The organism is Rothia similimucilaginosa, from assembly GCF_029850985.2.
Lineage (GTDB): Bacteria > Actinomycetota > Actinomycetes > Actinomycetales > Micrococcaceae > Rothia.
On record NZ_CM138149.1, the window covers coordinates 1,305,017 to 1,319,141 of the forward strand.

At 62.5% G+C, this 14,125-nt stretch carries 8 protein-coding genes; 2 read left to right on the forward strand and 6 right to left on the reverse strand.

What is annotated here, in order from left to right; all coding sequences use genetic code 11:
• Positions 1–239: 239 nt before the first annotated feature.
• Positions 240–2,765 (forward strand): DNA gyrase/topoisomerase IV subunit A, encoded by a 2,526-nt coding sequence (locus QFX07_RS05460; protein WP_279754608.1) that lies wholly within the window; start codon positions 240–242, stop codon positions 2,763–2,765.
• Positions 2,766–2,835: 70 nt separating this feature from the next.
• Positions 2,836–2,958, forward strand: a complete 123-nt coding sequence (locus QFX07_RS05465) for a hypothetical protein (protein WP_279754609.1) — start codon at positions 2,836–2,838, stop codon at positions 2,956–2,958.
• 126 nt (positions 2,959–3,084) lie between these two features.
• Here QFX07_RS05465 and QFX07_RS05470 read toward each other — a convergent pair whose 3' ends face one another.
• The 6 genes from QFX07_RS05470 to cydB form a co-directional block, all read right to left on the reverse strand.
• Entirely contained in the window at positions 3,085–7,065 is a 3,981-nt protein-coding gene (locus QFX07_RS05470) for an ATP-binding cassette domain-containing protein (protein WP_279754610.1), read from the reverse strand.
• Between the two features lie 188 nt (positions 7,066–7,253).
• A complete protein-coding gene (locus QFX07_RS05475) occupies positions 7,254–9,500 on the reverse strand; it encodes an ABC transporter ATP-binding protein/permease (RefSeq protein WP_279754611.1) in 2,247 nt (748 codons plus the stop codon).
• Positions 9,497–10,624, reverse strand: a complete 1,128-nt coding sequence (locus QFX07_RS05480) for an efflux RND transporter periplasmic adaptor subunit (RefSeq protein WP_279754612.1) — start codon at positions 10,622–10,624, stop codon at positions 9,497–9,499. Before QFX07_RS05480 ends, QFX07_RS05475 begins: the two co-directional genes overlap by 4 nt.
• 95 nt (positions 10,625–10,719) lie before the next feature.
• Positions 10,720–11,661 (reverse strand): multidrug transporter, encoded by a 942-nt coding sequence (locus QFX07_RS05485; protein WP_279754613.1) that lies wholly within the window; start codon positions 11,659–11,661, stop codon positions 10,720–10,722.
• Positions 11,662–11,924: 263 nt separating this feature from the next.
• Positions 11,925–12,857 (reverse strand): multidrug transporter, encoded by a 933-nt coding sequence (locus QFX07_RS05490; RefSeq protein WP_279754614.1) that lies wholly within the window; start codon positions 12,855–12,857, stop codon positions 11,925–11,927.
• Positions 12,858–13,054: 197 nt separating this feature from the next.
• A complete protein-coding gene (cydB, locus tag QFX07_RS05495) occupies positions 13,055–14,125 on the reverse strand; it encodes a cytochrome d ubiquinol oxidase subunit II (protein WP_279754615.1) in 1,071 nt (356 codons plus the stop codon).

Consider the following 14,125-nt stretch of genomic DNA (forward strand, 5'->3'; position numbering starts at 1 on the left):
ACACCGTGAAGGCGGTTAGGTGTTACTCCCCTCTACCTTAGAGGGTTCTAGCCGGGCTGTGCTACTTGACCACGCTGATACAGGCGCATATGACGGCGTGAGCTCTCCCGGTACGCTTCGGTTACTGCCCCGCGGCCGGCTTGGTGCACCCCACAGATGACGCTGACCAGCCAGCCCGACTCCTCCGCTCCCACCCGCTAAAATAGGAGGAGCGAAAACACACCGACACGAGGAGATATATGGCTCGCCGATCCAAATCCGCCGTCAGCGATTACCTGGTGGATGTGGTAGAGAATATCGTCGACATCGACGTATCCACCGAGATGGAATCCAGCTTCCTGGAATACTCTTACTCGGTGATTTATTCGCGCGCCCTCCCCGACGCCCGCGACGGCCTCAAGCCAGTGCAGCGCCGCATCCTCTATATGATGCAGCAGATGGGTCTGCGCCCCGATAAGGGCCACGTCAAGAGCGCCCGCGTGACCGGCGAGGTCATGGGTAAGCTCCACCCGCACGGTGACGCCGCCATCTACGACGCCATGGTGCGCCTCGCTCAACCTTTCGCGCTGCGTCTGCCCCTCGTTGACGGTCACGGTAACTTCGGTTCCCTCGACGACGGCCCGGCAGCCGCCCGATACACCGAAGCACGCATGGCACCCGCCGCCCAGGCACTCACCGCTGATCTTGACGAAGACGTGGTTGACTTCGTACCAAACTACGACAACCAGTTCATGCAGCCCTCCGTGTTGCCCGCAGCGTTCCCGAACCTGCTCGTCAACGGCACCACCGGCATTGCGGTCGGTATGGCAACTAACATGGCGCCGCACAACCTGCGCGAAGTTATCGCCGGTGCCCGCCACCTCATCGCCCACCCCGAGGCGACCCTCAAAGACATCATGAAGTTCATCCCCGGACCCGACCTGCCCACTGGCGGAACCATCGTGGGTCTGGGAGGCATCCGTGACGCCTACGAAACCGGCCGCGGCACCTTCAAGACCCGCGCGAAGGTCTCCATCGAGCAGGTCAGCCCCCGCAAGCAGGGCATTGTCGTCACCGAACTGCCGTACATGGTCGGCCCCGAAAAGGTCATCGAAAAGATCAAGGACGGCGTCAACTCCAAGAAGCTCACCGGCATCTCCGACGTGGTCGACCTGACCGACCGCACCAACGGTCTGCGCCTCGTCATCGAAATCAAGAACGGTTTTAACCCGGAGGCGGTGCTCGCCGCCCTCTATAAGCACACCCCGCTCGAGGACTCCTTCGGTATTAACAACGTCGCGCTCGTGGACGGTCAGCCGCAGACCCTCGGCCTGCTCGACCTGATGCGCGTGTACATTGACCACCGTCTGAACGTGGTCCGCCGCCGCACCGAATTCCGCCTGGGCAAGCGCACCGACCGCCTACACCTGGTGGAAGGCCTGCTCGTGGCAATCCTCGACATTGACGAGGTCATCCAGATCATTCGTGAGTCTGATGAGACCGCTCAGGCCCGCGAAAAGCTGAAGGTCGTCTTCGACCTGACCGACACCCAGGCGAACCACATTCTGGAGCTGCGCCTGCGCCAGCTCACCAAGTACTCCCGCCTGGAGCTGGAAGCAGAGCGCGAAACCCTGCAGCAGGAAATCGCGGAATTGCAGCGTATCCTCGGCTCCGATGCGGCGCTGCGCGAATTGGTCTCCGACGAGCTCACCGAGGTCGCCGAACTCTACGGCACCGACCGCCGCACCCAGCTTAAAACCAAGGACGACATGCAGGTCGCTATTGAGGCAGTCACCGCACAGTCCAAGGCGAAGAAGAGCCTCGGCCTCGCCCTCGAAATCGCGGATGAGCCCTGCTGGGTGTTGCTTTCGGCCTCCGGCATGATGGGACGAACCCCCGGCAAGCCCATCCGTGAGGCGCTCGTGGATCCCGGCAAGCGTTTCAAGCACGACGTGTTCACCTCGATTGTGCCGACCACCGCGCGCGGTGAGATCGGTGCCGTGACCTCCGCAGGACGCATGGTGCGTCTGTCCGTCATAGACATTGCGGTGCTGGACGAGAACGGTGGCACCCCCTCCATAGCGTCGGCAGTGAAGGCAACCGAGCTGGTTCAGCTCGCCAAGGGTGAGAAGCTGGTTGCCCTGGCACCGCTGAATACGGTTCTGGCGATGGCAACCGCGGGAGGCGTGATTAAGCGAGTCAACCCGGATTACCCGCTGAACCAGACCGAGTGGGACATCATGAAGCTCAAGGACGGCGACGAAATCGTAGCCGCCGCTCCCTGCCCCACCGACGATGCGGTACTCACCTTCGTCACTCGCGACGCGAAGCTACTGACCTTCGACGCAGCAAAGGTCCGCCCGCAGGGACGCACCGGCGGCGGTATCGCAGGCATCAAGCTTGCCGAGGACGACCGCCTCATCGCCCTGGGCGTGACCGCGCCCGGCGACGCGGCGGAGGTCGTGACTGTCACCAACGGCAAGGACGGGTTGGCGAGTGCCAAGGTCACCGCCCTGAGCGAGTATCCGCAGAAGGGCCGCGCGACCGGTGGTGTGCGTGCGCACCGTTTCCTCACCGGTGAGAGTCAGCTGGCTCTGGCGTGGGTGGGTGTGGGCCCGGCGAAGGCGGCGTCCTCCGGTGGTGTGGCTCGTTCCCTGCCGACCGAGCACGGTGCCCGTGACGGTTCCGGTGTGATGCTCACTCAGAGCATCGGCATTGTGGGCCCGAACTATGCGGCTGTTTCTGCTGCGATGGCGGTTAGCCCGGAGGCTGAAAAGCTCTTCTAGGCGCGCTTCCCTACTTCATTCCGCGGGGCTCAATTCACTGGCTCCTTGGAATCGCCATGGATGCGCCAATATGGCGCGAAGCTGGGTTGGTGCCCGCACCGCAATTCACCTGGGCGAGCGATTCATTCGCCGTGTGCTCATTATCGTTGTAACCATCATGCTGTTGCGGTTAAGCGCACAGATACTCAGTTAGGTGTAGCTCCCCCCCCGACCGGACCTATCTGTGCGGAAATATGAACGCGCAAAAAGGCCCCGGTACATCATGTACCGGGGCCTTTCTTCGTGGGCAATCCGCACGTGGTGCCTGCGTCAGAGGCGTTTAGAGACGAACCACCTCATCGCAGCGGGCAATATCCTCAGGACGGTGCGACACCAGAACCGCAGCCACGGAGCTAGAGCGGGTCGCCGCATCCAGGTCAGCCATCAGCGCGCGGGCAGATTCAGCGTCCAGGTGTGCCGTCGGCTCATCCAGCAGCAGCACCGGCGAGTTCACCAACAGAGCACGAGCCACCGCCAGACGCTGACGCTGACCGCCGGAGAGGAAGGAACCGCCAGCACCCACAGGGGTGCGCAGGCCCTGAGGCAGAGCGTCAAACCACTCACCCAGACCCACACGGCGCAGAACCTCAATCAGCTCTTCCTCGCTCGGGCGATCCGAACGGTCACGAGCCAGCATTAGGTTACCTTCAAGAGTCGACTCAAAAATGTGAGCCGCCTGCGGGCACCACGCCGCGTAGCCGCGCAGCTGCTCACCTTCCAGGACCTCACCGGAAGCCAGCACACGGCCGGACTCCAGCGGCAAGAAGCCCAGAACGATTGCAAGCACCGTAGACTTACCAGAACCGGAGGGGCCGGTCACCGCAGTCCAGGAGCCCGCGCGGGCGTTCATGTTCAGGTCGGTGAAGACCGGGTGATCCATACCGGGCCAGCGAGCAGCTGCGTCCTGCAGACTCAGGGCGGGTTCGGTGACCTTCACGCCGAGGTCCTGCTGAGTACCGCAGCTGACCAGGGTGGGTTCGCCAGGCTTCGGCGGGCGCGGTGAGCCAGCCTTAGATTCCGCTTGAGCGTTAGCCGCAGATTCGGGGCGGTCAAAGCGGTGCGCACGCTGACGGTCTGCCTCCAGCAGTTCCTCCATCTCGGCCTCCGCGCGGGCACGCAGACGCTCAGCACGACGCGGCAGAACGTGGGTGTCTACCTCAGCCTCGGTCGGTACGAAACGCTTCAGGGTCGAGACGGCAACAATGCCCTCCAGGGATACGTCGCGCACGCTCGGGGCAATCGTCGCGAGCAGACGGCTGAACGCAGGCCAAGAGCGGACCGCCTCAACATGGCCCAGGGAGCTTTCCAGCATGCCGGTGCACAGCAGCACCACGATCGCCGCTTCGGGGGCACGCACGGTGCCGTCAACAGCCAGCGGGTACGCAATGATTGCGCTCGCCAGAGCCGCACCGAACCAGCTCAGAGTCACGAGGGTACGGCCCACACCCTGAGCGGTCGAGCCCTTCTGCAGGGCGGACAAGTTCTCAGCGTCCAGGGCGCCGTTAGCCTTCTCAGTGGTGGTTGCCACGCCGTTAGCGCGCAGGTCCTCAGCGGCCGAGAGCATGCCGGTACCCAGGCGCAGCATCTGCGCGGTGGAGCGGCGAGCCAGCGCTTCCGCACGGGCATCGGCGCGAAGCACAATCCACGGAGCCACAAAAGTGCTGACCAGCACGGCAAGCAGGACCGGAATCAGAGCCTGCGGCAGGATGCACGCGGTCGTAATCAGCGCCGCAGTCATGACCAGCAGGTGCGCAGCCGGCGGAATAATAACGCGCGGCACGCCGTCACGCAGCTCATCAATACCGCCCACGAGGCGTTCGAGCAGCGCGTCACCACGCAGCAGGGCACGCACGCTACTCACGCTCTGCCATGCGCCAACCCAGGCGCGCAGACGCAGAATATTTGCGGCGGCAAGAACCTTCGAGTGGGTCATCAGACGCTCAGCATAGCGGGCACAGGCACGACCCAGGCCGAAGAAGCGCACGCCCACAATGGCGACCATTAGGTACATCATTGCCGGACCCTCGGCGGCGCGAACAATCAGCCAGCCGGACAGCGCGGTCAGTGCCGCCGCCATCAGGGAAGTAATCGCAGCCATGATCACCGGGCCAGTTGCGGCGCGAACACCAATACCCGTCAGTTCCTTCAGTGTGCGCAGGCTTGCGAACAGGCCGGCAGGCTCGACTTCCTCGGCCTCGACAGCTGCGGAGGCGCCCACCGGGGCGCTGCTTTCAGCCTCGTACTCTTCCCGATCCTTGAGCAGGTGCGCGGGGGCTTGCGCAGGAACCGCAACGCGGGCGGTATTCGCCTCAGCGGTCCAGGTGTAGCCCTGGGGGGTCTGCACGGCACGAACGAGGGTGTCGCAGCCGGCGGCGAGCTCCTGCTCATGGGTCACAATCAGCACGGTTGCGCCAAGTTCCGCCAGGCGGTGCAGAGCGCGGGTCACCAGGTATGCCGAGTAGGCGTCCAGGTGCGCGGTCGGCTCATCCACCAGGACGGTCAGCACGGCCTGCTCACCGCCGGCACGGTAGATAGCCTCGGCCCGAGCCAGGGTGCGTGCCACGGCGAGGCGGCGTGCCTGACCTGCACTGAGGGCACCGGGCTCAAGGGCGGTGAGCTTCTCCATGCCCAGCTGAGCCAGCGGGCCAACCAGCAGCTCGGACTCGGCATCGGTAACGGACAGCTTCTTGGAGTGCATCGCTTCACCGAGCAGAGCCGCTGCACGCTCACGCTCCGCCTCGGTAGCACTCAGCGCGTAGAGAGCCATTTCGGTCTGCACAGTGGGTGCGGTGAAGACCGGCGACTGCGGAATGACCAGGGTCGTTCCCAGACCGGTCACGCTACCGGTCAGGTACATGGGCTCCTCCGAGCCGGTGGGCACCAGACCCTCACGCACGGCACCGGAAAACACGTTCAGCAGGGTCGACTTACCGCAACCGGACTCACCCATCACACCGATAACCGCACCGCGCTCACCCTGGGCAGTTTCACCCTGGGCAGTGGCAACGTGACGGTCCAAGTTCAGGGACAGGTTAGTCAGCACCGCAGGACGCGCCGGGTAGTTCACCGACAAGTCCTCAACAGAGATGGTGGAAGGCTGAGCCTCTTTACTCTCAGTTGCAGCACTGTCTGCTACAGCTGCGGGCAGGGGCGCATCAATAATCTTCTGAGCGCTACGCAGTGCGGCAACGCCATCCTCCGACTGGTGGTAGGCGGCACCCACATCACGCAGCGGTTGGTAGCATTCGGGAGCCAACAGCAGCACGAGAATTGCGGTGTCCAGGCCCAAGGTGCCGTTGACCAGTCGCACACCAATCAGCACAGCAATCAGCGCCACCGAAATGGTGGTGATAAGCTCCAGTGCCAGCGAAGACATGAAGGCGCTACGCAAGGTCTGCATGGTGCGTTCACGGTAACGCTGGCCGAGAGCGTTCATGGCGCGCGTCTGTGCGCGTTCACGACCCAGACCGATAATGACGGGCAGGCCGCGCACCAGCTCCAGAATATGGTCGGAGAGTCGGTGCAGTTCAGCCTGAGCTTCTGCGGTTTCGTCGCGGGTGTTCTTACCAATCAGGATCATGAACACCGGAATGAGCGGCAGGGTGCACGCCAGCACCATTGCGCTCATCCAGTCCAGGGACGCCACAACGACCCAGAGCATGAACGGCACAATCGCGGTGGAAACAAACGCGGTCAGCGTCTTGGTGTAGTAGTCATCCAGGGCGTTCAGGCCGCGGGAAAGCAACACAGCGGTCGCGCCGGTACCCTCGGGGGTGTCTGCGCCACCAGTGGCGAGCACTCGCTTGAGCAGGGCGGAACGAATCTGAGACTTCGCTCCGGAGGCGGCACGCTGCGCGCTCACAGCCAGCAGGTAGTCGGTACCCGAGCGGACGAGCAGCGCAATGACGGCAACCGCAATCAGGCCGGGGGTAATGGTGTCTGCGTCACCGAAGAGCCCACCGAGGCCGAGCAGCCAGCCACCGTGCGCCTCCAGCTGCGCCTGCGCGGAACCAGCGAATTCGACGTAGGCGCGGTACACATCCGGCGCGCTGGTCTCTTTGAGGTGTGCATGCTCGGCGGCAACAGCGGCAAAACCGGCGTGGGCTGCGCGGGCAATAATCACAGCCAGGGCGGCGCTGAAAAGCACCGTCGCGAGGGTGTGCACGGCGGTGATAACACCGAAGGTGCTGAGGGTTTTACGGGCGTCAGGGCCCAGGGGCGGGCGACGGTCAGCGCAGTCGTTGCGCTTTCCCGCGGTCACCTCTGGTGCCTCAGTATTCTGATGTTTGTCAGCATGACGCGGTGTGTGCGTTCGACTCACGTGTTGTCCTTTGACCTAGTCTTCTGCTGTTTTTACCTCCCATCAGTTTAAGGGCTGGGCTATCTAATACCTATTTGACCAGTCAGGTTTCGGATATTTGACTGCCCCCCCCCCGCCCAGCGCTAACTCTAGCCGCGCATCGCGTCGGCGGGGCTCTTACGGGATGCCACCCACGCCGGGTACGCCGAAGACACCAGACCGGTGAGGGCACCAACTCCCACGCCGAGCACCACGAATCCCGGGGAGAGAATCGCCTGCCAGCCCTGCACGAGTGAAAGCATGATGGTCGCAATCATGCCGGAGCAGGCACCAATGGAGCCGCCGAGCACACCGAGCATGACCCCCTCCATGAGGAAGATGCGGGCAATCAGCCATTTACTCGATCCGATGGCGCGGCGTAGTGCAATTTCTGCGGTGCGCGATTGCACGGACAGGTACATGGCGGTTGCCGCCGAGAGGGAGGCGAGCACCAGCAGAATCCCGGAGAGCACACCCACGTACAGGCCCAGATCCGAGGCGATGGACGCGCGTAGGCTCTGCAGGTCGGAGGGGGTTTCCACATTGATTTGGCTGGGTTCAGCAGGTTTGAGGGTCAGCGGAATGGCCTTGGCAACTGCTTTACCGTAACCTCGTTCAGTTTCGGCAATGTAGGTCACCTGGCCGCGTCCGGTGCGTTGTAGCTTACCGGGCGAGACAATGACCGTGTTCCTGAATTCGTAGCCGCTATTGCCGGGGTCGAAGAGGCCGATGACCGGCATCAGCTGGCCGTCCACCCAGATGCTCACACCGGGTGCCACCTGCGGCAGCCCGCCGAGCTTAATGCCGTAGTCGACGGCGGGTAGCTCGCCGGGGCGGGGCTCGGTTGTGGCGTTATCTGCCGCCTTATCTTCGGGGATAATGCCGAGGGCGCGGGCAGCGGAGACCGACACAATAGCGCCGGAGAGCTGCTCGGCGCGTTCACGGTCGGCAACGTTCTCCCGGGTGAGGGTCGAGTTCATCTGTTCGAGCGCACGCAGGGTTTCGGGGTTCATGCGGGCACCGATTTGCTCAAGCCGGGTCTTCGAGGTGGAGCTGAGGCCAATCGCCGTTTTTGGTTCGTCCTCGTAGGGGCTGAACCGGGTGATTCGCACGTCGGCGGGTGCCACGCTGCTGACGAATCCGGTGTTCTTCACGTAGTCCAGCGCGCTAATGCGGTCGGCAACGTTCTGCGCGGATTCGCCCTGCCGGTAGGTTCCGAGCACGTTCTCATCATTATCCCTGTCGCTGATGTAGAGCGTGGATTGTTCGGATCCGAGCAGGCGCTGGTTCACCTGGTAGCTGGCGGATTCGCTCATGCCGGAGGCGCTAATGAGTCCGCCTACGCCCAGTGCGAAGGACAGGCCCAGTAGCAGGGTGCGTAGCGGTCGTGAGGTGAGCGCGGAGATCGCCTCGATGCTGTCGTCGGTGAGGAAGCTTCCGCGGCGATGCGTAGCGGGCTTCTCCCCCGGTGCGAGGCTGGCGGGAGCTTCTACCGTGGTTTCCGCCGGGGTATTCGTTGCAACCGGTGCAACCTCAGTACTCGGCACCTCAGCGACCGGCACCGTAGCCAAGTCGGCGCGGCTCTGCTCGTGCAGCCGCCCATCCTCAATGCGGATCACGCGGCGGGCGGCGGCGGCAACCTCCGGGTCGTGGGTAATCACCAGCACGGTACAGCCGGTCGCGTTAATGCGCTGAAGAATCTCAATGACCTTCGCGCTATTGTGGCTATCCAGGTTGCCGGTGGGCTCGTCGGCAAGAATCAGTGGCGGGCGCGTGGCGAGGGCACGAGCAATGGCGCAACGCTGCTTCTCGCCACCGGAAAGGTAGCGGGTGCGGATGCTGGCGCGATCGCTCAACCCCAGAAATTCTAGGGTTTCTTCGGTGCGTTGCAGGCGCTCGCCGTAGGGTACCCCCTGCACGCGCAGACCCATGGAGGCGTTGGTCGTGCTGGTTTCGTCCAGCAGCATGTTTGATGATTGGAAGATGAAGCCGAGGTGGTCTCGGCGCATTTCGTCGCGTTCTCTGTCGCTGAGTCCTTCCGTGTTTTTGCCGAAGAGGCTGTAGGTTCCGCTGGTGGGAGTGTCGAGCAGGCCAATGGCGTTGAGCAGGGTGGATTTACCGGAGCCGGACGGACCAATAATGGCGAGGAATTCGCCGCGTTCGACCACCAGGTCGAGACGATCGAGGACTGCTCGTTCGCTCCCCTCGAAGATGCGGGTAATGCCGTGCATTTCGATAGCGGGCGCGGTGTTTGGTACAGTGTCGGGCGCAACGTCGAGCCTGGCGGCTTCTCCCCTGACTCGCGGGGCTGTCATGCCGTCGGGGGCTCGCTCGGGGATTCTATTACGGCGGCTCATGAGACAAGCACCTTCTGTCCCGCGCTGAGGTTCGCGTTGATTGCGGCGTACCCGCCGGCGGTGCGTAGAACCTCAACGTTGACTCGTTCGGTGGCGGGCGCATCCTTGCTGGTCGAGGTGGAGCTTCCGCCCTTTTCAACGAGCACGTAGGTGCCCTGGGAGTCCTGGCGTACCGCGGTAGTCGGCACGGCGAGGGTGGTTGAGGTGTTGCCCTTACTGGTGATGGATGCGCTCTGCCCCGGAGTGAGCTTGCTCGGGTCGTCGGCACTGAATCGCACGCTCTTTGCCGCACCCTTGGAGGGGTCGTTCTGCAGCTCACCAATGCTGGTGATGGTGCCCTCCACACTGCCGGTGGAGGTGCGCAAGCTAATGCGGTCGCCGACCTTGAGCTTATTGGCGACGGCGAGTTCAACGCTGGATTCCACGTAGGGTTCGCTGGTTTCTACACTCGCGATGGGGTTGCCGTCGCTGATGAGCTGGCCGACCGCCGCAACTGCGGTGACGGTGTGGCTTCCGCCGGGCAGAATCGCGTAGTTGTTGCGGGCAATGCTGGTGACCCCTTCGCTGGGCACGCCGGTCAGGTGCGCGCGGTGCAGGCGCGTGACGGCGTCGAGGGTGTCTTCGGTGACGGTGCCGCTCTGAGCGGTGGCGTACCCGGCGGAGTTCAGTGCCTTCTGGAAGGCGAGCACGTCGTCGCCGTTATCGCCCAGGTTGAGGTCGCGGTACAGCGGTAGCGGCCCCTCCAGCACGAAGACGGGGTCGGCACCAATAATGCCGATGAAGTCACCGGCCTTGAGCACGTTGCCGGGCTTCTGGTTCTGGTAGACGAGCACCGGCTCACCGTTGGTGCGCGCGCTAATCGGGGCGGTCTCCCCAGCCTTGGTGGTTCCGGCAATGGCGAGTCCCTCGCTGACGGTGCGTTCTTCAATCTTCGCCCAGACCGGAATCACGGTTTTCGCCTGCACGGTCGGGTCGGGGCCCGTGGCAGCGTAGCGGGTGCCCAGGTAGAAGGACAGCATGAGCGAGCCGATGGCGAGGATAGCCAGCAGCAGGAGCACGCGGGGTCGGGCGATGCGCTCGCTGAAGCGGTGCCCGCTGTTTTGGTTCTGTGAGTGAGTGGTCATGGCGGTGTCTTTCTGAACTGTTTCTGCGCCGTCTATTTCTCTGCGCTATATTTCGTTGCGCGGTCTTTCGGTGCGCTGTCTTTTAGTGCCCCGGTTTACTGGTGATCCAGAACGTACTGTTTGAACTTCTCGTCACGCTCACGTTCTGCCTTGCGGTCCTGCTCAAGCTGCGACTGGTACTTGCGGATGAGCGGCATCTGATACTGTGCCTCCAGGTCGTAGAGCTGCTGGCTCATGCCGACCTGTTGGTTGCATTCTGCCATGATGGTGGCGATGCGAATTTCCTCTTCGGAGGCGGGCTCGTTGATACCGTCGTTCTTGCTCTGCTGCTCAGCCAGCGGGGATTCCTCGGCTACCGCCCCTGCCTTAATGGGGGTGAGCCCCCGGTTTGAGACGCACTGCTTCCACTTCTCTTCGAGTTCGCGGTGCAGTTTGCTACCGTAAACGGCGTTGATTGCCTCGGTGGAGATACGACTGTATGTGGACTGCACGTCGTTCTCGGGCCTCTTACCTTCGGGCACCGCGGCATCCAGGGTCTCGCGGGCCTTGTCATCACATTCGATGATGAGCCTCTCCTCGGGGCTGAGGCTTGCCCCTGGGGTGACGGAGATGGGAGCTTTGGCGTTGGGGTCTCGCTTCTGAAAACCGTACTTCTTGGCGTACTCGACGTTCCATGGTCCGTACACTCGGCCCAAATCGCCACTCGGCGCGCTTTCAGATTGGGGAGCTTGGTCGGGGTCGGTGTAGCTCTGCCCGTGTTCGGCGTAGCACTGCTTAATGGCGATTTGATGGGCCGTGTATTCGTAATGAGTGCCCCCCTCGTAGTAGGGGTAATCGTCCAGGGGCATCTTCACGATGTCCTGTTCCGCGTCGAAGATGGCGTGGACGCTTTCGTCGCGTTCCAACGGCGGGTTGAAGAGCGAGCAGGCACTCAGGGGGAGCACGCCGATGGTCAGCAGGGCACCCGTGGCGAACAGGCGGCGGCGCGTGCCGGTGCGAGGGGCGGTTCCGGTGTGACGGTTGGGGGACTTCATCATCAAACTCCTTATCGTGAGAGTGAGTTGTACACCACATTACACGTTCTACTCCCTGTCCCGCCCGAATTTCCGGGGGGTGTGCACCAAAAATTTTTGCGCGCCCACCCGCCTGCCGCGACCTGCGTCCTCTGCGGGAATATCCTCGCGGGTGCGGGCTACCCGCCGAGCCTGTGTCTCGGATGGCCCGCACCATTACCGGTCTTTCCCCGGTGTCAAGATTCGGTTTTAAAATCCGACGTCAAAACCGGTCGTGGACGCTCGGGTTACTGGTGCTCTTGAACGTACTGCTTGAACTTCTCGTCGCGGTCGCGGTCGGCTTGGCGTTCCTGTTCAAGCTGTGACTGGTGCTTACGGATGAGCGGCATCTGGTACTGGGCTTCCAAGTCGTAGAGCTGCTGGCTCATGCCGACCTGCTGGTTACATTCGGCCTGGATGGTGGCGATACGGATCTCTTCTTCGGAGGCGGGCTCGTTGAAACCGCCGTTCTTGCTCAGCTGCTCAGTCAGCGGGGTTTCCTCGGCGACGGAGCCTGCCGAACGCGGGGTGAGGCCGCGGTCAGAGACGCACTGCTTCCACTTCTCTTCGAGCTCGCGGTGCAGTTTACTACCGTAAACGGCGTTACCCGCCTCAGTAGAGATACGAATGTACGTGGCCTGATCTTCCTTCTCGGGCCTCTTACCTTCGGGCACCGCGGCGTCCAGGGTCTCACGGGCCTTGGGGTAGCATTCGGTGCGAAGCTTGTCCTCGGGGCTCATGGTCTCTCCCGAGTTATAGGAGATGGGCTCGGCAGCGTTGGGGTCACGCTTCTGAAAACCGTACTTCTGGGCGTACTCGACGTTCCAGGGACCGTACTTTCGCCCCATCTCTCCGCGGGGCGCACCCTCAGAGTAGGGAGCCTGGATGGTGTAGTTCTGCCCGTGTTCGGCGAAGCACTGCTTCATGGCAATCTGAAAGGCCGTGTATTCGTAGTGAGTGCGCTCGCCGTAGAGGTAATCGTCCAGGGGCATCTTCACGATGTCCTGTTCCGCGTCAAAGATGGCGTGGACACTTTCGTCGCGTTCCAGCGGCGGCTCGAAGAGCGAGCATGCGCTCAGCGGGAGCACGCCGATGCAGAGCAGGGCACCCGCGGTGAGCAGTCGGCGGCCCATATTGGCGCGAGGGGTGGGTGCGGTGGAGCGGCGGTTGCGGGACTTCATCGTTGAACACCTTTCATCAGAGTGAGTTGTTAGCCATATTACACTTCCTGCTCCCTGTTGCGCGCGAATTTCGGGGGGTGCACCAAAAATTTTTGCGCGCCCACTCATCTACCAAGAACTGCCTCCTCTGCGGGCATAGAAAAATCCCCCGAACTTCTCAGAAGAGAAATTCGGGGGATCCTTCAACCAGCTATATGCTACTTGGTCGGCAGTTCAGCCAGTTCGGTAGCGTCGTGAGCCTCGGGGATGTGATCCACGTGCAGACGCTTACGGAAGACCCAGTAGGTCCATGCCTGGTAGACGAAGACGACCGGCAGACCGAGGCAGGTCACGAAGGTCATAACGCCCAGGGTGTACTCGGAGCTGGATGCGTTCGCAATGGTGAGCGAGTATGCCGGGTCCAGGGTGGAGGGCAGAACGTTCGGGTACATTGCGGTGAAGATTGCCAGCGCGCCGAATGCGAGGAACACGGACAGACCAGCAAAAGCGCGACCCTCACGGCCACCCTTTGCGGAGATCCAAGCAATCAGAACAGCAACCACAGCCAGGATGGTGAACAGCCAGGAGATGCCGTTACCGGTGGTGAAGTCCAGTACCAGAACCCATGCAACAATCGGCAGCAGCAGGACAGGAGCCCAGCGTACCAGGGTGTTGCGGGCACGGTCGCGGATGTCACCGTCAGTCTTCAGAGCGATGAAGGCAAGGCCCTGAACCAGGGAGAAGCCCACGAAGCCCAGACCGCCGAGCAGAACCGGCAGGGAGACCCATGCGAAGGCGCCGCCGACACGGTCGCCATTCTCGTTGATGGGCAGGCCCATGGAGGTCAGACCAAGCAGAGCACCAACGAGCAGTGCGATACCGAAGGAGGAGACGGACAGAGCAATGTTCCAGTTACGGATCCACTTCTCGTCGTTCTTCTTCCCGCGGTATTCAATTGCGACCACGCGCAGAATCAGGAAGACCAGCGCGAGGGTCAGGGGGATATATAGAGCCGAGAAGAGGGCTGCGTACCAGATGGGGAATGCCGCGAACAGAGCTGCACCGCCGGACACAATCCACACCTCGTTACCGTCCCAGACAGGGCCGATGGTGTTCAGTAGCAGACGACGTTCCTTCTCGTTCTTAGTGAACTTGGAACCCATCAGCATACCGACGCCCAGGTCGAAACCATCCAGAATCAGGTACATGATGAAGAAAACACCAATGGCAACAAACCAGAGGGTGGGCAAGCCAGGCTGACCGGCAAAGATATTGAAATCAAAGTTCAT